This is a genomic window from Streptomyces muensis, from assembly GCF_021474425.1.
GTDB classification, from domain to species: Bacteria; Actinomycetota; Actinomycetes; order Streptomycetales; family Streptomycetaceae; genus Streptomyces; species Streptomyces muensis.
Map to the genome: position 1 here is coordinate 1 of NZ_JAKEIP010000151.1, position 20,157 is coordinate 20,157.

The 20,157-nt window shown below is 71.5% G+C and carries 18 protein-coding genes; 9 read left to right on the plus strand and 9 right to left on the minus strand.

All coding sequences use genetic code 11. From position 1 onward, the window contains the following. Positions 1-480 precede the first annotated feature (480 nt). From L0P92_RS28605 to rsmI, 8 genes are all read right to left on the minus strand, one after another. Positions 481-2,295: an ABC-F family ATP-binding cassette domain-containing protein gene (locus L0P92_RS28605; protein WP_234765941.1), complete on the minus strand. Its 1,815-nt coding sequence runs from the start codon at positions 2,293-2,295 to the stop codon at positions 481-483. 140 nt (positions 2,296-2,435) lie between these two features. Beyond that, complete coding sequence (locus L0P92_RS28610) at positions 2,436-3,557, minus strand: peptidoglycan recognition protein family protein (RefSeq protein ID WP_308289768.1); 1,122 nt, start codon at positions 3,555-3,557, stop codon at positions 2,436-2,438. Between the two features lie 176 nt (positions 3,558-3,733). Continuing rightward, positions 3,734-4,651: a 4-(cytidine 5'-diphospho)-2-C-methyl-D-erythritol kinase gene (locus L0P92_RS28615; protein ID WP_234765942.1), complete on the minus strand. Its 918-nt coding sequence runs from the start codon at positions 4,649-4,651 to the stop codon at positions 3,734-3,736. After that, positions 4,652-5,542: a 16S rRNA (adenine(1518)-N(6)/adenine(1519)-N(6))-dimethyltransferase RsmA gene (gene rsmA / locus L0P92_RS28620; protein ID WP_234765943.1), complete on the minus strand. Its 891-nt coding sequence runs from the start codon at positions 5,540-5,542 to the stop codon at positions 4,652-4,654. Between the two features lie 66 nt (positions 5,543-5,608). Next, the gene (locus tag L0P92_RS28625) at positions 5,609-7,006 is read right to left on the minus strand and encodes a resuscitation-promoting factor (protein WP_308289769.1); all 1,398 of its coding nucleotides are present in this window, start codon (positions 7,004-7,006) and stop codon (positions 5,609-5,611) included. Positions 7,007-7,148: 142 nt separating this feature from the next. Further along, a complete protein-coding gene (locus L0P92_RS28630; RefSeq protein WP_234765944.1) occupies positions 7,149-8,030 on the minus strand; it encodes a TatD family hydrolase in 882 nt (293 codons plus the stop codon). 62 nt (positions 8,031-8,092) lie between these two features. Further along, positions 8,093-8,503, minus strand: coding sequence for a hypothetical protein (locus L0P92_RS28635; protein WP_234765945.1), 411 nt, complete (start codon positions 8,501-8,503; stop codon positions 8,093-8,095). A gap of 190 nt (positions 8,504-8,693) precedes the next feature. Beyond that, a complete protein-coding gene (rsmI, locus tag L0P92_RS28640) occupies positions 8,694-9,542 on the minus strand; it encodes a 16S rRNA (cytidine(1402)-2'-O)-methyltransferase (RefSeq protein ID WP_234765946.1) in 849 nt (282 codons plus the stop codon). A 62-nt stretch (positions 9,543-9,604) separates the two neighbouring features. On the opposite strand from rsmI, the gene L0P92_RS28645 reads away from it, so the two are divergent. From L0P92_RS28645 to L0P92_RS28655, 3 genes are all read left to right on the plus strand, one after another. Continuing rightward, positions 9,605-11,347: a dolichyl-phosphate-mannose--protein mannosyltransferase gene (locus L0P92_RS28645; protein ID WP_234765947.1), complete on the plus strand. Its 1,743-nt coding sequence runs from the start codon at positions 9,605-9,607 to the stop codon at positions 11,345-11,347. Positions 11,348-11,446: 99 nt separating this feature from the next. After that, entirely contained in the window at positions 11,447-13,087 is a 1,641-nt protein-coding gene (locus L0P92_RS28650) for a penicillin-binding transpeptidase domain-containing protein (RefSeq protein ID WP_234765948.1), read from the plus strand. Positions 13,088-13,191: 104 nt separating this feature from the next. Next, positions 13,192-14,874, plus strand: a complete 1,683-nt coding sequence (locus tag L0P92_RS28655) for a penicillin-binding transpeptidase domain-containing protein (protein WP_234765949.1) — start codon at positions 13,192-13,194, stop codon at positions 14,872-14,874. Positions 14,875-14,877: 3 nt separating this feature from the next. Here the strand turns inward: L0P92_RS28655 and L0P92_RS28660 are convergent, their stop codons facing one another. Further along, positions 14,878-15,258 carry an SsgA family sporulation/cell division regulator gene (locus L0P92_RS28660; protein WP_234765950.1) on the minus strand — a complete coding sequence of 127 codons (381 nt, stop codon included), beginning with the start codon at positions 15,256-15,258 and terminating at the stop codon, positions 14,878-14,880. A 184-nt stretch (positions 15,259-15,442) separates the two neighbouring features. Between L0P92_RS28660 and L0P92_RS28665 the strand changes: the two genes are divergently transcribed. The 6 genes from L0P92_RS28665 to L0P92_RS28690 all read left to right on the plus strand — a co-directional run. Continuing rightward, positions 15,443-16,501: an energy-coupling factor ABC transporter permease gene (locus L0P92_RS28665; protein ID WP_234765951.1), complete on the plus strand. Its 1,059-nt coding sequence runs from the start codon at positions 15,443-15,445 to the stop codon at positions 16,499-16,501. Positions 16,502-16,503: 2 nt separating this feature from the next. Then, positions 16,504-17,265: a cobalt ECF transporter T component CbiQ gene (gene cbiQ, locus L0P92_RS28670; RefSeq protein ID WP_234765952.1), complete on the plus strand. Its 762-nt coding sequence runs from the start codon at positions 16,504-16,506 to the stop codon at positions 17,263-17,265. Continuing rightward, positions 17,253-18,014 carry an energy-coupling factor ABC transporter ATP-binding protein gene (locus L0P92_RS28675; RefSeq protein WP_234765953.1) on the plus strand — a complete coding sequence of 254 codons (762 nt, stop codon included), beginning with the start codon at positions 17,253-17,255 and terminating at the stop codon, positions 18,012-18,014. The genes cbiQ and L0P92_RS28675 overlap by 13 nt, the downstream gene beginning before the upstream one ends. After that, a complete protein-coding gene (locus L0P92_RS28680) occupies positions 18,011-18,481 on the plus strand; it encodes a MarR family winged helix-turn-helix transcriptional regulator (RefSeq protein WP_234765954.1) in 471 nt (156 codons plus the stop codon). Before L0P92_RS28675 ends, L0P92_RS28680 begins: the two co-directional genes overlap by 4 nt. A gap of 106 nt (positions 18,482-18,587) precedes the next feature. Further along, positions 18,588-19,037, plus strand: a complete 450-nt coding sequence (locus L0P92_RS28685) for an organic hydroperoxide resistance protein (RefSeq protein WP_234765955.1) — start codon at positions 18,588-18,590, stop codon at positions 19,035-19,037. Between the two features lie 114 nt (positions 19,038-19,151). Next, positions 19,152-20,157: serine hydrolase domain-containing protein (locus tag L0P92_RS28690; RefSeq protein WP_234765958.1), on the plus strand; the 1,006-nt coding region annotated here is incomplete at its 3' end.

Here is a 20,157-nt window from a genome sequence, read left to right on the forward strand (position 1 = left end):
GTCTGGGGCGGACCCTGCGGCGGGGGCGGCGCCTGCGGGGCGTCCTGCGGAGGCTGCGGTGCGCCGAAGCCACCCTGCCGCGGGTCCTGCGGTGCGCCGAAACCGCCCTGGGGCGGCTGGTTGGGCGGCTGGCTCATGAGCGGTTCCCCCTCGTGACCGGTGTGGTGCCACGTCCTGCGCCGTCGCGTTTCCGCCACACCGGCGGTTCTCAGACTGTTCTCAGACGGCTCTTTCTATCACCCACCCCCGACACCCCACCGAGCCGTCTCGCCCCTGTTCCCAAGGGAGAACCGCCCCGTGATGCCCCCGTTATCCGCCTTCACACCCCCTTCACCAGAGGCGCGCAGCGCCCTGGTGAGGGGCGCGGGGCTGTGTCGATTTGCGGCTCCGCCGCGGGGCGCGACAAGCCACAACGGCGCCGCACCCGACAACCAACACTCCCCGGCACCCCCGTAGTCGCACCGCCCCTCCCGCGGAGCGCTACGCGTCCTCGGCGAGTTCCAGCCACCGCATCTCAAGCTCATCCCGCTGCCCCGCCAAGTCCCGCAACTCAGCGTCGAGTTCGGCAACCTTCGCAAAGTCCGTGGCGTTCTCGGCGATCCGCGCATGCAGCCCGCTCTCCCGCTCGGAGAGCTTGTCGAGCTGTCGCTCGATCCGCTGCAACTCCTTCTTCGCGGCACGCACATCCGCGGCGCTCTTCTCAGGTACGGCCCTCTCGGCGGCCGGAGAAGACGCCGCCGCGCCGGAGGCGACCTGCGCCTCCATCCGGTGCCGCCGCTCCAGGTACTCGTCGATGCCCCGCGGCAGCATCCGCAGGGTGGCGTCACCCAGCAGCGCGAACACCCGGTCGGTGGTGCGCTCGATGAAGAACCGGTCGTGGGAGATGACGATCATCGAGCCGGGCCAGCCGTCGAGGACGTCCTCCAGCTGGGTGAGGGTCTCGATGTCGAGGTCGTTGGTGGGCTCGTCGAGGAAGAGGACGTTGGGCTCGTCCATGAGCAGCCGCAGCAGCTGCAGCCGGCGCCGCTCACCGCCGGACAGGTCCCCGACCGGCGTCCACTGCTTCTCCTTGCCGAACCCGAACGTCTCGCACAGCTGACCGGCGGTCATCTCCCGCCCCTTGCCGAGGTCGACGCGCTCGCGCACCGCCTGGACGGCCTCCAGCACCCGCCAGTTCGGGTCGAGTTCGTCGACCTCCTGGGAGAGGTAGGCGAGCTTGACGGTCTTGCCGACGGCGATGCGGCCACCGGCGGGCTGGGTCTCGCCGTCCGTCCGCGCGGCCTCGGCCATCGCCCGCAACAGGGAGGTCTTCCCGGCGCCGTTGACGCCGACGAGGCCGATCCGGTCGCCGGGGCCGAGCTGCCAGGTCACATGCTTGAGCAGCACCTTGGGGCCGGCCTGGACGGTGATGTCCTCCAGGTCGAAGACGGTCTTGCCGAGCCGGGAGGAGGCGAACTTCATCAGCTCGCTGCTGTCCCGGGGCGGCGGCACGTCCTTGATGAGCTCGTTGGCGGCCTCGACGCGGAAGCGCGGCTTGGACGTCCGCGCGGGGGCGCCGCGGCGCAGCCAGGCGAGCTCCTTGCGGACGAGGTTCTGCCGCTTGACCTCTTCGGTGGCGGCGATGCGCTCGCGCTCGGCGCGGGCGAAGACGTAGTCGGAGTAGCCGCCCTCGTACTCGTAGACGGTGCCGCGCTGGACGTCCCACATGCGGGTGCAGACCTGGTCGAGGAACCAGCGGTCGTGGGTGACGCAGACGAGCCCGGAGCGCCGCTCGCGCAGGTGCTGGGCGAGCCAGGCGATGCCCTCGACGTCGAGGTGGTTGGTGGGCTCGTCGAGGACGATCAGGTCCTGCTCCTCGATGAGCAGCTTGGCGAGCGCGATCCGGCGCCGCTCGCCACCTGAGAGCGGGCCGATGACGGTGTCGAGGCCCTGCGGGAAGCCGGGCAGGTCGAGGCCGCCGAAGAGCCCGGTGAGGACGTCCCTGACCTTGGCGTTCCCGGCCCACTCGTGGTCGGCCATGTCCCGGATGACCTCGTGGCGGACGGTGGCCTCGGGGTCGAGGGAGTCGTGCTGGGTGAGCACGCCGAGCCGCAGTCCGCCGGAGTGGGTGACCCGGCCGGTGTCGGCCTCCTCCAGCTTGGCCAGCATCCGGATCAGGGTCGTCTTGCCGTCGCCGTTGCGCCCGACGACGCCGATGCGGTCCCCCTCGGAGACGCCGAGGGACACGCCGTCGAGCAGGGCACGGGTGCCGTACACCTTGCTGACGTTCTCGACATTGACCAGGTTGACGGCCATTTCTCTCCTGCCCAGGGGGACGATCGACCTTCCAGGGTAGTCGCGCCCCGCGCCGGCCCCTCACCCCCTGCGGCTCTTCGGACACGCGTGCGCCCCGGGAACCCCCCGTGGTCCCCGGGGCACGGCGACGTGCTCGGCCGTCAGCGGCGGGCGGCCGCCGCGCGGACCTCGCCGAGGAGGTCGTACATGATCTGGCCGGGGCACTCGGTGGCGAAGTAGTCGCGGTGACCGCCGACCGTGTGGGTGTCCTTCTTGGTGCCGTTGACCGGGTTGGTATACGTGACCTGCGCCTGCGGGTCCAGGCCCTTGAAGCGGGTGATCACCTTGATCAGCCGGATCAGGGAGGCCTTGGCCGCGTCCGTCGGGGCCTGCTGGTCGAGGTTGCCGATCAGGGCGATGCCGAGGGCGCCGGAGTTGTAGCCCACGGAGTGGAAGCCGGTGACGAGGTCGCCGTCGGGGTTGAAGGCGGGGATGCCGTCGTCGCCGGAGTAGCGGCCTTCGTAGACGTTGCCGGCCTCGTCGATGAGGAAGTGGTAGCCGATGTCGCCCCAGTCGTTGGTGATCGCGTGCATCTCGTAGATCGCGCGCACCGTCGCGGCCGGGTCGGGGTCGTCGTTCGGCGTCGCGGTGTGGTGGACCGTGATGATCTGGAGCGGGTAGTACGTCTCCGGCGAGTTGACCGAGCCGTCCGGCTTGAACCGCTTGGACTCGTCGGCGCCCCAGGCCGGCCGCGAGAGATAGCGCACGCCGCGCACGCGCGTGGGCTCGCTCGGCACCTGGAAGGTGCGGTCGGGGCCGTCGGTGGTGTCGATCGCCAGCGAGTGCACGCCGTCGATGCCGCTCGACGCCTTCACCTCGTACGCGGTGGCGTTCTGGGCGGCGACCAGGACCGTGCCGCCGTCCTCGGCGGTCGCGCAGCCACTCTTCAGGGTCTGCCAGTCGCCGTCCGCGAGCCGGATGGCGGCGCCCTCCTTCGCGCCGGACCAGCGCACCCCGACGTAGGAGGCGGCGAACGCGGTGGTGGCCGCGCCGGTGCCGGTGGCGGCCTCGGTCCGGGTGGCGGGGAACTTCTCCGGCGTCGTACCGGAATCACCGGAGCCGGACGCGGAGTTGTCGCTCTCGCCGGAGTCCGTGGAGGCGAAAACCATCGGCGTGATCGCGGCTCCGGCAGCCACCGCGCCACCCGCGGCGATCATGCCGCGGCGGGAAAGCGAGCGCTTTCTACGGTGGGACGGCTGGGCGGGGGTGGGGGATTCGGACACGGAAGTGTCCCCTTCCAGAAGTGCACTTGACGGTGGGGGGGCCGGGCACGGGACACACACGGCCCGGCAGTTGAAACGTCAAGCGACCCTAACGGCCCCACCCGCCCCAGGTGTACTGCGAGCGCAGTACATTCATGTGGAGATCGGGCAAAGAACGTCTACTTGTGAGTAGGGCGTCACGCTCCGGTGACGGACACGACCGTGGCGCCCGGCGCGGGCCCCGACGCCGTGCGCACCGCGCGGCAGGTGCCGGACGTCCGCAGGGTCTCGGCCACCTTCGCGGCCGACTCGGGGTCGCGGGCGAGGAACGCCGTCGTCGGGCCCGAGCCGGAGACCAGCGCGGTGAGCGCACCGGCGGCGCGGCCCGCGGCGAGGGTGTCGGCGAGCTCCGGGAACAGCGAGAGCGCGGCGGGCTGGAGGTCGTTGGAGACGGCGGCGGCCAGCGCGTCCGGGTCGCCCTTGGCGAGGGCGTCGAGCAGCGGCTGGGAGGCGACGGGCTCGGGGATGACCGTGCCCTCGCCGAGCCGGTCGAACTCCCGGAAGACGGCGGGGGTGGACAGCCCGCGGCCGGCCATCGCGAACACCCAGTGGAAGGCGCCGCCCACGTCGAGCACGCGCAGCTTCTCGCCCCGCCCGGTGCCGAGGGCCGCCCCGCCGACCAGGCTGAACGGCACGTCGCTGCCCAACTCGGCGCAGATGTCGAGCAGTTCCGCACGGGAGGCGCCCGTACCCCACAGCGCGTCGCACGCCAGCAGCGCACCCGCGCCGTCCGCGCTGCCGCCCGCCATGCCGCCGGCGACCGGGATGTCCTTGGCGATGTGGATGTGCACGTCGGGCGTACGGCCGTACCGCGCGGCGAGCGCCTCGGCCGCGCGGGCGGCAAGGTTCGTACGGTCGAGCGGGACCTGCTCGGCGTCGGGGCCGTCACAGGTGATCCGCAGCCCGTCGGGCGACGGCGTCACGGTGACCTCGTCGTACAGCCCGACGGCGAGGAAGACGTTGGCCAGGTCATGGAACCCGTCGGAGCGGGCCGCGCCGACCGCGAGCTGGACGTTGACCTTGGCGGGGACGCGGACGGCGACGCTCGCGCTCACTTACTCGGACTCCTTGTGCTGGGCGGCGGCTTCCTTGTTCTCCGCGATGGCCGCGAACTCCTCCACCGTCAGGGCCTCTCCGCGGGCCTGTGGCGAGATGCCGGCCGCGACCAGGGCCGCCTCGGCGGCGGCTGCCGAACCCGCCCAGCCGGCGAGGGCGGCGCGCAGGGTCTTGCGGCGCTGGGCGAAGGCGGCGTCGACGACGGCGAAGACCTCGCGCCGGGAGGCGGTGGTCTTGAGCGGTTCGGTGCGGCGGGTCAGGGACACCAGGCCGCTGTCGACGTTCGGCGCGGGCCAGAAGACGTTACGCCCGATGGCGCCGGCCCGCTTGACCTCGGCGTACCAGTTGGCCTTGACCGACGGCACACCGTACACCTTGGAGCCGGGCGCCGCGGCGAGGCGGTCGGCGACCTCGGACTGCACCATGACGAGGGTGCGTTCGATGCTCGGGAAGGTGGCGAGCATGTGCAGGAGGACGGGGACGGCCACGTTGTAGGGGAGGTTCGCGACCAGGGTGGTGGGGGGCGGGCCGGGGAGCTCGGTGACGTGCATCGCGTCGGAGTGCACCAGCGCGAAACGGTCGGCGCGCTCCGGCATGCGGGCCGCGATCGTGGCGGGGAGCGCCGCGGCCAGTACGTCGTCGATCTCCACCGCCGTGACCCGGTCGGCGACCTCCAGCAGGGCGAGCGTGAGGGAGCCGAGTCCCGGGCCGACCTCCACCACCACGTCGTCGGGGCGGACCTCCGCGGTGCGGACGATACGGCGGACCGTGTTCGCGTCGATCACGAAGTTCTGGCCGCGCTGCTTGGTGGGCCGCACACCGAGGGCGGCCGCCAGTTCACGGACGTCGGCGGGGCCCAGGAGGGCGTCGGGGGTGGGGCTGCTGCTCACGGCCACAAGGGTACGGGTCAGCGCGGGCAGCGCTCGTCCGCCCGTGGCCGACCCCGCTCCGCGGGCTCACCCGTGCAACCGTTCCCCGCAGTGCGGCCACGGGCTCGCCCCCTGGCGGACGTACAGCTTCTTCGCCCGCATCGTCTGTTCCTCCGCCGGGGCGTCCTGCGGGCGGCCCTTTCCGCCGAGGTTGTGCCACGTCTGGGTGTCGAACTGGTACAGCCCGCCGTACGTTCCCGAGGAGTCCACCGCGTCCGGCCGCCCCCCGGACTCGCAGGCCGCCAGCCCCTGCCAGTTCAGTCCCCCGGCCGCGCGCACGGACGTCGGCAGCGGCTTGGTCCCGACCTTGACCACCTGGGTCTGCGGCTCGCGCACCACCTCGGACTTGATCCGCCGCGGCTTCTGCTTGACGCCGTTGACGGTGCGCAGGGAGTACGTGATCCGGCGCAGGCCCAGCCGGCCCGCCCGCTCGACGACCTCCGTGCCCTTGAACACCGAGGGGTCCTCGACCCGCTGTACCGCGAACTGGATCGCCTCGTCGTGGATCTCCTTGCGGCCGGTGATCCGCAGGACGGTGACCGCCTGGCCGTCGCGCGGGAAGCTGTCCAGGGGGACGGAGGTGGTGTCCTGGCCGCGCAGGGTGATGCCGGCCTGCTGTACGACCTCGCTGACGGTCGCGGCGTTGGTGCGGATGGTGCTTGCCCGGCCGTCGGCCATGATCGTCACGGCGCGTTCGGTACGCACGTCCAGCGTGAGCCCCTCACGGCCGATGCGCCGCGAGCGCGAGGTGGAGACGTACGCCCCCTCCGCGCGCACCCCGATCTGCCGCAGCGCCGCCTCCACCGTCTGCTCCGTCGTCCACACCTCGCGCCGCCGGCCGTCCAGGGTCAGCCGCACGGGCCGTCCGTAGCGCACCGCGACCTCGTCGCCGCTGGTCAGCGCCGCGTCGGCGGCGGGCGTCACGGCGTCGTGGGCGCCCACGCCGACGCCCTCCTCGTCGAGGAGTTCGGTGACGTCGTCCGCGAAGGTGTGCAGGGTGCGCGGCTTGCCGTCGACGTTCAGCTCGATCGCCTTGTCCTTGGCGACGAAGGCGCTCGTGCCGCCCGCGAGGAAGGCGACGACCAGCGCCTGCGGGACGAGCCGGCGCATGGGCCCGTCCCCCCGCTCGGCGAGCCGCGCCCGGCGCCGGTGCGCGGCGCGCCGGCCGCTCCGGGGGCGCACGACGGGTTCGTACGCCGTCTCGGACTCCTCGTAGGCGGGCCGGTACGTGTCCTCGTACGCGCCGCCGTACGGGCCACGCCCCTCGTAGCCCTCGTATCCCTCGTACCCGCCGTATCCCTCGTACGAGGGTGCGACCCCCACCCCGTACGCCAGCGTCCGCACGCTGTTCGGGTCGAAGCCGCCGTACCCCGGGGGCCGGTGGGCCGGGCTCGGGCCATACGTCTCGTACTGCGCGTTGCTCACGACGACACGCTCCAGCGGAGGGGTCCGTTTCAGGGCCCCCAGAACCTAGCGGAGCGGTGAATAACCTCCAAAGCGACGCGACTACCCACAGTCGTGACAAGTCGGAGGTGTACCCCCGCGAGCGTTATGCGGCGGTTATCCGTCAGTAGCCGAAGGCATGTGCCGTGTTCGCCCCGAGGGCCGTCGCCAGCGCGTCCTCGTCGATGCCCCGGACGGCGGCCATGGCGCGCACCGTGACCGGAATGAGATACGGCGCGTTGGGCCGTCCGCGGTACGGCGCCGGAGTGAGGAAGGGCGCGTCGGTCTCCACGAGGAGCAGCTCCAGCGGGGCCACCGCCACCGCGTCCCGCAGGTTCTGGGCGTTCTTGAAGGTGACGTTGCCCGCGAAGGACATGTAGTAGCCGGCGCGGGCGCACACCTCGGCCATCTCGGCGTCCCCGGAGTAGCAGTGGAAGACGGTGCGCTCGGGCGCGCCCTCCTCCTTCAGCACCCGCAGCACATCCGCGTGGGCCTCGCGGTCGTGGATGACCAGGGCCTTGCCGTGCCGTTTGGCGATCTCGATGTGGGCGCGGAAGGACGCCTCCTGCGCCTCCTTGCCCTCGGGCCCGGTGCGGAAGTAGTCGAGGCCGGTCTCGCCGACGCCCTTGACCTGCGGGAGTGCGGCGAGGCGGTCGATCTCCGCGAGCGCCTCGTCGAGCGCCGCGGCGCCCCCGGGCTCGCGCGCCCCCTGTCGGGACCAGCCGTCGGGGTCCCCGTGCACGATGCGCGGCGCCTCGTTCGGGTGCAGGGCGACCGTCGCGTGCACGGCGTCGTACCGCGCCGCCGTGTCGGCCGCCCACTGGGAGCCGCGTACGTCACAGCCCACCTGCACGACCGTCGTCACCCCGACCGACGCCGCCTTGGCCAGAGCCTCGTCCACCGTGCCCGACTGCATGTCGAGGTGGGTGTGCGAGTCGGCGACCGGCACCCGGAGCGGCTCCGGGAGGGGCGGGGCGGCGTGCTTGTCGGAGGTGTTCGAAGGCATGCCCCGATCCTACGAAAGGAGCATGCCCGCGAACGGGTCGGCCTGCTCGGCCGGTGCCCGGCTCAGCTCGCCTTGCGCTGGAAGACGTGCAGCAGGTCGGAGAGGTGCCAGTGGTGGTCGTCCTTCGGCACCCCGCCGTCCGACGGCACGCCCGGGACCTCCACGGGACCGGCGGGCGGCACCCGGCGCTGCTGGTGCACCGCGTCGCGCACCGACGAGACCCGGCCCGGGCGCATGATGCGCACGAGGTGGTTGTCGCAGTTGGGGCACGTGGGCCGGCTCAGCGGCGACGGCACGACCTCGCCGTCGGCCACGTACATCACGAACTCACGGCCTTCGCCGTCTATGTGGTGCTCTATCTCGTACGACTGCTCCCAGCCGTGCCCGCAGCGCATGCAGGCGAAGGAGTACGACTCGTTGACGACGGCGGTCGCACCGTTGCGAAGGCCAGTGTGTCCGGTGATCTCGCTCATGCCAGCTCCTGTGGTCCGCTGGTGGGACGGGTTGCGTCCCACCACCCAGTGGACTCCTCCGCAGGAGCGAACGCACGCCATCTGTCCACTGTTGGGGGCGACTTGGACGTTCCTTGCCGAAAGGCCCGGCTGCCTTTACCCCCGCATGGGGCGCCCGCTCATGCGATATACGCCCTGCTCACACGGCGTTTCACGCCCCCGCGTTCTTGGCCGCCACGACGGCGTCGAAGACCTCCCGCTTGGGCAGCCCGGCCTCCGCCGCCACCGCCGCGATGGCCTCCTTGCGCCGCTCCCCCGCCTCTTCGCGCACGCGAACCCGCCGGACCAGCTCGGCGGCGTCGACCTCTTCGGTCCCCTTCTCCGGCGCCCCCTCGACGACCACGGTGATCTCCCCGCGCACCCCCTCGGCCGCCCACGCCGCCAGCTCGCCCAGCCCGCCGCGCCTGACCTCCTCGTACGTCTTGGTCAGCTCCCGGCACACGGCGGCCCGCCGGTCGGCGCCGAGCACCTCGGCCATCGCGGCGAGGGTGTCGTCGAGGCGGTGCGGGGCCTCGAAGTAGACGAGGGTCCGCCGCTCCCGGGCCACCTCCCTGAGCCGCGACAGCCGCTCGCCGGCCTTGCGCGGCAGGAACCCCTCGAAGCAGAACCGGTCCACGGGCAGCCCCGACAGGGCGAGCGCGGTCAGCACGGCGGACGGCCCCGGCACCGCGGTGACCCTGACGTCCTTCTCCACCGCGGCCGCGACCAGCCGGTACCCGGGGTCCGACACCGACGGCATCCCGGCGTCCGTCACCAGCAGCACCCGCGAGCCCGCCAGCAGCGCCTCGACCAGTTCGGGCGTCCGGGCGGCCTCGTTCCCCTCGAAGTACGACACGACCCGCCCCGTCGGCTGCACGTCCAGCGCCTGGGTGAGGCGCTTGAGCCGGCGCGTGTCCTCGGCGGCGATCAGATCCGCGCCGGCGAGTTCCTCGACCAGCCGGGGCGGGGCGTCCTTGACGTCGCCGATGGGGGTGCCTGCCAAAACAAGGGTTCCTGTCACGTTTCCATCCTCGCAGGGCGCATCCGCGCGACTGTCACAGACGTGTTCCCTACGATGGCGCGGTGACCAGTACCGCGTCCTCCACGGACACCCGGCAGGGCCAGGCGACCCACGAGCAGCGACCGTCGTGGCAGCAGCGGCTGCGCCGGTTCGGCTACACGGCGGCGCCCCGCAGCGACGTCCGCGACCGGCTCGTGCCGCCGTATGTCCGGCCCAGCCCGCGGATGTGGCAGTTCCTCGGCGTCTCGCGGCCGCTCGCCGAGCGGATCGCGCGCTGGTCGGGCTGGATCGGTCCACTGCTGGTGACGCTGCTCGCCGGGGTGCTGCGGTTCTGGAACCTGGGCAGCCCCAAGGCGGTGATATTCGACGAGACGTACTACGCCAAGGACGCCTGGGCGCTCGTCCACCGCGGCTTCGAGGTCAACTGGGACAAGAACGCCAACGACCTGATCCTCGACATCGGCAGCCAGGTCAAGATCCCTACGGACGCGGCGTACGTCGTGCATCCGCCGGTCGGCAAGTACGTCATCGGGCTGGGCGAGCTGATGTTCGGGTTCAACCCGTTCGGCTGGCGGTTCATGACGGCGCTGCTGGGCACCCTGGCCGTGCTGATGCTGTGCCGCATCGGCCGCCGTATCTTCCGCTCGACGTTCCTCGGCTGCCTCGCGGGCACGCTGATGGCGGTGGACGGGCTGGCCTTCGTGATGGCGCGCACCTCGCTGCTCGACGGGGTGCTGATGTTCTTCGTGCTGGCGGCGTTCGGCTTCCTGGTCCTCGACCGGGACCGGGCCCGCGCCCGGCTCGCCGCCGCGCTGCCGGCCGACGAGGACGGCCGGGTCCGCCCGAACGCCGAGATCGCCGAGACCCTGCGCCTCGGCCGGCGCCCCTACCGCTGGCTGGCCGGTCTGATGCTGGGCCTGGCCATCGGCACCAAGTGGAACGGCCTGTACTTCCTGGTCGCCTTCGGTCTGATGACGGTGCTCTGGGACGTCGGCGCCCGCAAGGTCGCCGGTGCCCGCCACCCCTACACGGCGGTCCTCAAGCGCGACCTGGGCCTCGCCTTCCTGGCGACCGTGCCGGTGGCGATCGTCACCTACATCGCCTCGTGGACCGGCTGGATCCTCTCCCCGACGGACGGCACCGGCGGCTACTACCGCAACTGGGCGAGCGCCGACGGCCGCGGCAGCAGCTGGTCGTGGCTGTTCCCCGACTGGTGGCTGAGCCTTTGGCACTACGAGTCCCAGGTGTACGAGTTCCACGTCGGCCTGTCCTCGCCGCACACCTACCAGTCCAACCCGTGGAGCTGGATCGTCGCCGGCCGCCCGGTGTCGTACTTCTACGAGTCCCCCGCGCCCGGCAAGGACGGCTGCCCGCTCGACGCGGGCGAGAAGTGCGCGCGCGAGGTGCTGGCCATCGGCACCCCGCTGCTGTGGTGGGTGGCCGCGTTCGCGGTCCTGTACGTCCTGTGGCGCTGGGCCTTCCGCCGCGACTGGCGGGCCGGCGCCATCGCCTGCGGCGTCGCGGCCGGCTACCTGCCCTGGTTCCTCTACCAGGAACGCACCATCTTCTTCTTCTACGCCGTCGTCTTCCTCCCCTTCCTCTGCCTCGCCGTGGCCATGCTCCTCGGCGCGATCATCGGCCCACCACGCTCCAGCGACACCCGCCGGGTGGCGGGCGCCACGGGCGCGGGCGTCCTGGTGCTGCTGATCGCCTGGAACTTCATCTACTTCTGGCCCATCTACACGGGCACGGCGATCCCGATCGACGACTGGCGCTCACGGATGTGGCTGGACACCTGGGTCTAGCCACAAATCGGTCACGCATTCGGACAACAAAAGAAAACAGCTTCCCCGGTCGTCCCTCACGCCACTTACAGTGCGATGGACGAAAACGGGGAGGGACGCATGTCCAAGGGGGTCAGAACCGCCGTCATAGGCGGCGTGTTCGCTGTGATGGTGGGCGGGGCCGGGTACGGCGCCTACAACATCATGTCGGCGTTGAACGGCGGCGGGGCGACCGGTCAGGGAGGGCCGGCGCCGGTGCGGTCGGGGCCGCCGAGTGCCGAGGAGGTCGAGGAGACCACGGCGAAGTTCTTCGCGGCCTGGGAGAAGGGGGATGCGGTCCAGACGGCGGCGTACACGAACAACGACGCGGCCGCCGCGCCGGTGCTGAGGTCCTTCAGCGAGCGCGCCCACATCACCGGCGTGAAGATCACCCCCGGTAAGGCGACCGGCGCCACCGTGCCGTTCAGCGTGAGCGCGAAGGTCACCTACGAAGGCAAGTCCAAGCCGCTCACCTACAAGAGCGAGCTCAAGGTGGTGCGCGGCATCACCACCGGGCGAGCCCTCGTCGACTGGCAGCCGACCGTGATCCACCCGCAGTTGAAGAAGGACGACAGGCTCGTCACCGGGGAGGCCTCGGCCCCGCCGATCGAGGCCGTCGACCGCAACGGAACCGTGCTGACGAAGGAGAAGTACCCCTCCCTCGGCCCGGTCCTGGACACCCTGCGCGACAGATACGGCAGCAAGGCGGGCGGCACCCCGGGCATCGAGCTGGCGATCGAGCACGCCGACGAGTCGCCGGACACCTCGCTGCTGACCCTCGCGAAGGGCGAGGCAGGCAGGCTGGAGACGACGCTCAGCGCGAGCGTGCAGGCGGCGGCCGAGAAGGCGGTGAAGAAGTACCGCCAGTCCTCGGTGGTGGCCGTCAAGCCGAGCACCGGCGAGGTCCTGGCGGTGGCCAACCACCGTGACGACGCCTTCAACGCGGCCTTCGAGGGACGCGTGGCGCCCGGCTCCACCATGAAGATCATCACCGCCGCCATGCTCATCGACAACGGCGTGACGTCGATGAACGGCCCGGCGCCCTGCCCGCCGACCGCCACCTGGCAGAGCCAGACCTTCAAGAACCTGGACGGTCTCCGGCCCGACGAGAGCGCGAACGCCACCCTCGCGGCCGGCTTCATGCGCTCCTGCAACACGGCCTTCATCAAGCTCGTCGACGAGGACCCGCTCACCGACGCCTCGTTGACACAGGAGGCCGAGGACCGGTTCGGGCTCGGCCGCGACTGGAAGACCGGCATCACCTCCGTCGACGGCAGCGTCCCCGCCTCCACCGGCCCGGACCGCGCGGCCAACGCCATCGGCCAGGGCCAGGTCCAGATGAACCCGCTGAACATGGCGTCGGTGACGGCCACCGCGATCACGGGCACCTTCCGGCAGCCGTACCTGGTCGCGCGTGACCTCGACGACCGGCCGTTCGCCACCGCCGACGGGCTGCGATCCAGCACCGCCGCCCAGCTGAAGCAGATGATGAGGCTGACCGCGACCTCGGCCCAGGGCACCGCCGTGCGGGCCATGTCCGGGCTGAGCGGTGACATCGGCGCCAAGACCGGCTCCGCCGAGGTCGACGGAGAGGCCACCTCGGACAGCTGGTTCACCGGTTTCCGCAATGACGTGGCGGCCGCGGCCATGGCCGAGCAGGGCGGCCACGGCGGCGACGCGGCGGGGCCGATTGTCGCAGACGTGCTACGAGCGTCCGGCTGAACTCACCCTCCGCGGGACGGGACTCTAGGGTGGTCCACGTCGTTGGTATGCGTGAGGTCGGCGGGGTAGCGGGGGCCCCTGAATACGCGAGGGAACGGAAAGCAGTGGGCAACAGAGGGCGCGTCGCTGAGCGACGGAAGACCAACCCCGCCGTGCTCGGCGGGATGATCGCCGTGGTCGTCGGCGGCGCCGGGTTCGGCGCCTACGCGCTGTTCGGCGGCGGGGCCGTCGCCGACAGCCGTACGCAGTCGACGTCGGCGAGCGCCGACGACAAGGCGAAGGACGTCAAGACCGGCCCCCTGTCGGCGACCGAGGTCACGTCCGCGGCCCGCACGTTCCTCACCGCCTGGCAGAAGGGCCAGGTGACCGAGGCGGCCGCCGCGACGGACGACACGACGGCCGCCCAGGCCCTGCTGACCGGCTACACCAAGGACGCCCATATCAAGGACGTCACCCTCACCGCCGGCGCCCGCACCGGCGACAAGGTCCCCTTCTCCGTGAAGGGCACCGTCTCCTACAAGGGCACCACCAAGCCGCTGGCGTACGACAGTTCGCTGACGGTCGTGCGGCGGGCCGAGGACGGCAAGCCGCTCGTCGAGTGGCACTCGGCGATCGTCCACCCCGACCTGAAGGACGGCGACACCCTCGTCACCGGCGAGTCCGGCACCCCGCCGGTCAAGGCGCTCGACCGGGACGGCGGCGAGCTGACGGAGGACGAGTACCCGTCGCTGGGCTCGGTCCTGGACGGGCTGCGGGAGAAGTACGGCGACAAGGCCGGCGGCAAGGCGGGTGTCGAGCTCCAGGTCGTCCGGGGCAAGGAGTCCCAGAAGGCCGAGCTGTCCGACAAGACCCTGCTGGAGCTGAGCAAGGGCACGCCGGGCACGGTGAAGACGACGCTGAGCCCGACGATGCAGGCAGCGGCGGAGAAGCAGGTGGCCGCCAAGTCGAAGGCGTCGGTGGTCGTCCTGCGCCCCTCGACCGGCGAGATCCTGGCCGTCGCGAACTCCTCGCACGGCTTCAACACGGCCTTCCAGGGCTCCCTCGCGCCCGGCTCCACGATGAAGGTCATCACCTCCACGCTGCTGATCGAGAAGGGTCTGGCGTCGGCGGACAAGCAGCACCCCTGCCCGAAGTACTTCACCTACGGGCACTGGAAGTTCCAGAACGACGACAAGTTCGAGATCAAGGGCGGCACCTTCAAGGCGAGCTTCGCCCGCTCCTGCAACACGGCCTTCATCAGCCAGGCCCCCGAGCTGGACAACGACAGCCTGACCAAGCAGGCCCAGCAGGTCTTCGGCCTCTCCTTGAACAACTGGTCCGTCGGCGTCCCGACCTTCGACGGTTCCGTCCCGGTCCAGTCGCAGGCCCAGATGGCGGCCTCGCTCATCGGCCAGGGCGGTGTGCGGATGAACCCGCTGAACATGGCGTCGGTGTCGGCGACGATCAAGACGGGCACCTTCAAGCAGCCCTACCTGGTGGCCCCGTCGGTCGACAACCGCACCCTCGCCACCGCCTCCCGCTCCCTGTCCGCCGACACGCTGTCCCAGCTGCGCGAGCTGATGGCGTACACGGCGGCCTACGGCACGGCGGCCGAGGCGATGTCCGGGGTCACCGGTGACGTCGGCGCGAAGACGGGCTCGGCGGAGGTCGACGGCCAGAAGAAGCCCAACGGCTGGTTCACGGCGTACCGGAACGATCTGGCGGCGGCGGGCGTGGTCCAGGCGGGCGGCCACGGCGGCGAGACGGCGGGGCCGATCGTGGCGGACCTGCTGAAGCTGGGCGGCTGAAAGTCAGCGTCTGAGCTGGGCCTGACGCTCGACGGGTGCGGCGGCTGCCAGATAGGTCCGCCGCAGAAACCTCATCAGCGCCTTCGACTCGAACTGCACCACCGACACCCCCTGCGCGGAGTGGAACTCCACGACGGCCTGCACCCGGCCGCACGGCCACACCCGTATCTCGCCGCTCCCCGCGGGGGCGCGCAGTCCCTGTTCGAGCAGGGAGCGCGAGAAGGTGTACTCGTGGGCCTCGCGCCCGGGCAGCCGGATGCGCACCGAGCGTGGATCGATGTCGGGGTCATAGCGCAGCACGACCGGAACGGCGTCCTGTTCCTCCGCGAGGAGGTCCGCGTCCGTGACGATGTGGGCTCGGGCGTACTGTTCGACTACAGACATCGGACGGCCCTCTCACACTGCGTGACCTGTGCGAAAGCTGTGCCTTCGCTCCCCCTCCAATGTCGCATATCTTCCGGGAACCGCCCGTCGGGACCGGCGTATATCACATGCGCGATACACGGGACCGGATTCACGAGGCTCTCGCTCTTGCAAGGCGTTCGCATTAAGCCACTATCATCGAACGGTGCATGTACCTGACGGATTCATAGACGCCCCGACGTCCGCCGTGACCGGAGTGGTCGCCGCGGCCGCGGTCGCCGTGAGCCTGCGCGGCGCGCGCCGTGAGCTCGACGAGCGGACGGCGCCGCTGGCCGGCCTGGTGGCCGCGTTCATCTTCGCGGTGCAGATGCTGAACTTCCCCGTGGCGGCCGGGACCAGCGGGCATCTGCTCGGCGGCGCCCTCGCCGCGATCCTCGTCGGCCCCTACACCGGCGCGTTGTGCATCTCCGTCGTCCTGCTGATGCAGGGCATCCTCTTCGCGGACGGCGGCCTCACCGCGCTCGGCGTGAACATCACCAACATGGCGATCGTCGGTGTCGTCGTGGCCTACGTCGTCTTCCGCGGCCTGGTGAAGGTCCTGCCGAAGACCCGGCGCTCGATCACCGCCGCCTCCTTCGTCGCCGCGATCGTGTCGGTTCCGGCCGCGGCCCTCGCGTTCACGCTGCTGTTCTGGATCGGCGGCACCACCGACGTCTCGATCGGCAAGGTCGCCACCGCCATGGTCGGCGTCCACCTGCTGATCGGCATCGGCGAGGCCGCGATCACCGCGCTGACCATCGGCGCCGTCATCGCCGTACGCCCGGACCTCGTGTACGGCGCCCGTGATCTGCGGCAGCCGCTGAAGCTGCGGGTCGGCGGCGAGCTCGTCGACGCCCCGGCGCCCGAGGCCGCACGGCCGGTGGCGGCCCGGACCTCGCGCCGCACGCTGTGGATCGGCGGCCTGGTCACCTCCCTGGTCCTCGCCGGGTTCGTCAGCTTCTACGCCTCCGCCAGCCCCGACGGCCTGGAGAAGGTCGCCGAGGACAAGGGCTTCGCCGAGTCCGCCGAGGAGCACACGAACGCCGACTCGCCGCTCGCCGACTACGGCGTCAAGAACATCGACGACGTCCGGCTGTCCGGCGGCCTCGCCGGTGTGATCGGCGTCGGCGCGACCGTCGTCGCGGGCACCGGCGTCTTCTGGGCGGTGCGCCGGCGCCGTACGGACGAGGCGGCCGACGTGTCGCCGACGAGCACGAGCGTCTGACCATGGGCGCAGGCCACGCGCATCGGCTGTACCGGCACGGGCACTCGCCGGTGCACGGTCTGCCCCCGCACACCAAGCTCGCCGCGACCTTCGCGTTCGTGGTGGTCGTGGTGTCGACGCCGCGGGAGGCGATGTGGGCGTTCGGGCTGTACGCCGTGCTGCTCGCGGTCGTCGCCTTCGTCGCGCGGGTGCCGGCCGGGTTTCTGCTCAAGCGGCTGCTGATCGAGGTGCCGTTCGTCGCCTTCGCGGTGCTGATGCCGTTCGTGGCGGAGGGCGAGCGGGTCGAGGTGCTGGGCCTGTCGCTGAGCGTCAGCGGGCTGTGGGGCGCCTGGAACGTGCTCGCCAAGGGCACGCTCGGCGTCGCCGCGTCCGTCCTGCTCGCCTCCACGACGGAACTGCGTGAACTGCTGCTCGGCCTGCAACGGTTGAAGCTGCCGCCGCTGCTCGTGCAGATCGCCTCCTTCATGATCCGCTACGGCGATGTCATCACCGACGAGATGCGGCGCATGCGCATCGCCCGCGAGTCGCGCGGCTTCGAGGCGAAGGGCGTACGGCACTGGGGTGTGCTCGCCAAGTCGGCGGGCGCGCTGTTCATCCGCTCCTACGAGCGCGGCGAACGCGTGCATCTGGCCATGATCAGCCGCGGGTACGCCGGATCGATGCCGGTGATCGACGAGGTGACCGCGTCCCGGGCGCAGTGGTCGTACGCCCTCGCCCTCCCCTTCACCGCCCTCGTCGTCTGTCTGTTGGGATGGGCCCTGTGAGTACTGCTTCCCTGGAGGTCTCCGGCCTCGCCTTCGCCTACCCCGACGGCCATCAGGCCCTGTTCGGCGTGGACTTCTCCATCGCGCGCGGCGAACGGGTCGCGCTGCTCGGCCCGAACGGCGCCGGCAAGACGACGCTCGTGCTCCATCTCAACGGCATCCTGAGCGGCGGCACGGGCACGGTGCACGTGGCCGGGCTGCCCGTCGGCAGGCAGCACATGGCCGAGATCCGGCGCCGGGTCGGGATCGTGTTCCAGGACCCGGACGACCAGCTCTTCATGCCGACCGTGCGCGAGGACGTGGCGTTCGGGCCGGCGGCTGCCGGGCTGAAGGGCGCGGAGCTGGAGGAGCGGGTCGACCGGGCGCTGGAGCGGGTCGGCATGGCCGAGTTCAAGGACCGTCCGCCGCACCACCTCTCCTTCGGCCAGCGCCGCCGGGTGGCCGTCGCCACCGTCCTCGCGATGGAGCCGGAGATCCTCGTCCTCGACGAGCCCTCCTCCAACCTCGACCCCGCCTCCCGCCGCGAACTGGCCGACATCCTGCGCTCCTTGGACGTCACCGTCCTGATGGTCACCCACGATCTGCCGTACGCCCTGGAGCTGTGCCCGCGCTCGCTCGTCCTCAGCGACGGCGTGATCGCGGCGGACGGCAAGACGTCGGAGCTGCTGTCCGACGACGAGCTGATGCGCACCCATCGCCTGGAGCTGCCGTTCGGCTTCGATCCGCGGTCCGTGACAATGGCGGAGTGACCAACGACGAGGGCACCGGGACCGAGGGCTCACTGCTGCTGGACGAGCAGCTGTGCTTCGCGCTGTACGCCGCCCAGCGCGCGGTGACGGCCGCCTACCGCCCGCTCCTCGACGAACTCGGGCTCACCTACCCGCAGTACCTGGTCCTGCTGGTCCTGTGGGAGCGCGGCGAGACGACGGTCAAGGAACTGGCGGCAGCCCTTCGGCTCGACTACGGGACCGTCTCCCCGCTGCTGAAGCGGCTGGAGGCGGCGGGGCTGGTGCGGCGGGAGCGGTCGGCGCGGGACGAGCGGTCGGTGCTCGTCTCGGTCACCGGGCAGGGCGAACGGCTGCGGGAGCGCGCCGAGTGCGTACCGGGCACGCTGCTCGCGGAGACCGGGCTCGGCGGGCCGGAGGTGGAGCGGCTGCGCGAGGAGCTGTGGCGGCTGGCGGCGAGGGCGTCGGCAGCGGCCGACCGCACGCGCTGAGCTCGGCTTACCGGAAGTTACTACCCCCTGGTAATCGAGGGGTCCCTACCGGCCAGTACCTTGTGCACGATGTACTTGCGTACGTTCTTTTTGGGGGAGGCCAACCATGAACGACCAGGACACCGCCGTGGACACCCGTCCGACGAAGATCATGTACGTCGCCGAGGCCACCGCGCACGGCGGCCGGGACGGGTATGTCACCAGCCAGGACGGCCAGATCGAGCTCAAGGTCGCGATGCCGCCGGCGCTGGGCGGGGACGGCAACGGCACGAACCCCGAGCAGTTGTTCGCCGCCGGCTACAGCTCCTGCTTCCACAACGCGCTGATTCTCGTCGGCAACCGTGAGGGCTACGACCTCACCGGGTCCACGGTCGCCGCGAAGGTCGGCATCGGCCCCAACAAGCACCGCGGCTACGGCCTCGCGGTCGCGCTCAGCGTGTCCCTGCCGGTGCTGGACGCGGGCGTCGCGGCGAAGCTGGTGGATGCGGCGCATGAGGTGTGCCCGTATTCGAACGCGACTCGGGGGAACGTCGATGTGAGCATTCTGCTGGGCTGAACATCACCGGTGTCATGAGGGGAGAGACGTCGGCCACAGTTCGGAATCGGGGGGCCTGTGCTCGTGTTGGGATGGCTGGCGGTGGCCGAGAGCACAGGCGCAGGGAGCATGGACGTGGACGTGAACGGCACAGTGGCCGAGGGCTTCGAGCCGGTCAGGGAGGCGTTCGCGCGGAACTTCGCCACGCTCGGGGAGCGGGGCGCGGCCGTCGCGGTGTACCGGGGCGGGCGCAAGGTCGTCGATCTGTGGGCGGGCACCAAGGACGTGGACGGAACCGAGCCCTGGGAGCAGGGGACCGCGCAGGTCGTGCGGTCGGCCACCAAGGGCGTCGCCGCCGCCGTACCGCTCATCCTCCATCAGCGCGGGGAGCTGGACCTGGACGCGCCGTTGGCCGCGTACTGGCCGGAGTTCAAGGCGCACGGCAAGGAGCGGCTGCTGGTCCGGCATGTGCTGAACCACCGGGCCGGGCTCCCGGTACTGGACCGGCCGCTCACACCCGAGGAGGCCCTGGACCCGCACCGCGGCCCCGAGGCGGTGGCCGGGCAGGCGCCCGCGTGGGAGCCGGGCACCGACCACGGCTATCACGCGCTGACGTACGGCTGGCTGCTGGACGAGCTGGTGCGGCGGGTGACGGGGCGGCGGGCCGGGGAGTGGCTCGCGGCGGAGGTCGCCGGGCCGCTGGGCCTGGACCTGTGGCTGGGGCTGCCGTCGTCGGCGGCTGGACGGGTGGGGCGTACCGGCCGGGTCGAGGGGCCCGAGCCGGCGGGCGGTCTGCGCTCACGCCCGAAGCGGTCGGTCACCGAGGCCTACGCCGATCCCGACTCGCTGACCCGCCGCGCGTTCGCCGCCATCACCCCGTTCCCCGACCAGAACGACCCCGCCTACCTCGCCGCCGCCCTCCCCGCGACGAACGGCATCGCGACGGCCGACGGTCTGGCCCGCTTCTACGCGGCGCTGATCGGCGCGGTCGACGGCGTACGGCTCTTCGACCCGGCGACCGTGGAACTCGCTCGGGCCGAGGAATCGGCGGGCCCGGACCGCGTCCGGCGCTGGGCGGGGACGGCAACGGCACGAACCCCGAGCAGTTGTTCGCCGCCGGCTACAGCTCCTGCTTCCACAA

Bases quoted from the DNA above. Each gene is read 5' to 3' on its own strand.
- L0P92_RS28675 (WP_234765953.1), top strand. From the start codon at position 17,253: ATGGGCCCTGTGAGTACTGCTTCCCTGGAGGTCTCCGGCCTCGCCTTC.
- L0P92_RS28605 (WP_234765941.1), bottom strand. From the start codon at position 2,295: ATGGCCGTCAACCTGGTCAATGTCGAGAACGTCAGCAAGGTGTACGGC.
- L0P92_RS28635 (WP_234765945.1), bottom strand. From the start codon at position 8,503: ATGAGCGAGATCACCGGACACACTGGCCTTCGCAACGGTGCGACCGCC.
- L0P92_RS28650 (WP_234765948.1), top strand. From the start codon at position 11,447: ATGTCCAAGGGGGTCAGAACCGCCGTCATAGGCGGCGTGTTCGCTGTG.
- L0P92_RS28630 (WP_234765944.1), bottom strand. From the start codon at position 8,030: ATGCCTTCGAACACCTCCGACAAGCACGCCGCCCCGCCCCTCCCGGAG.
- L0P92_RS28660 (WP_234765950.1), bottom strand. From the start codon at position 15,258: ATGTCTGTAGTCGAACAGTACGCCCGAGCCCACATCGTCACGGACGCG.
- cbiQ (WP_234765952.1), top strand. From the start codon at position 16,504: ATGGGCGCAGGCCACGCGCATCGGCTGTACCGGCACGGGCACTCGCCG.
- L0P92_RS28685 (WP_234765955.1), top strand. From the start codon at position 18,588: ATGAACGACCAGGACACCGCCGTGGACACCCGTCCGACGAAGATCATG.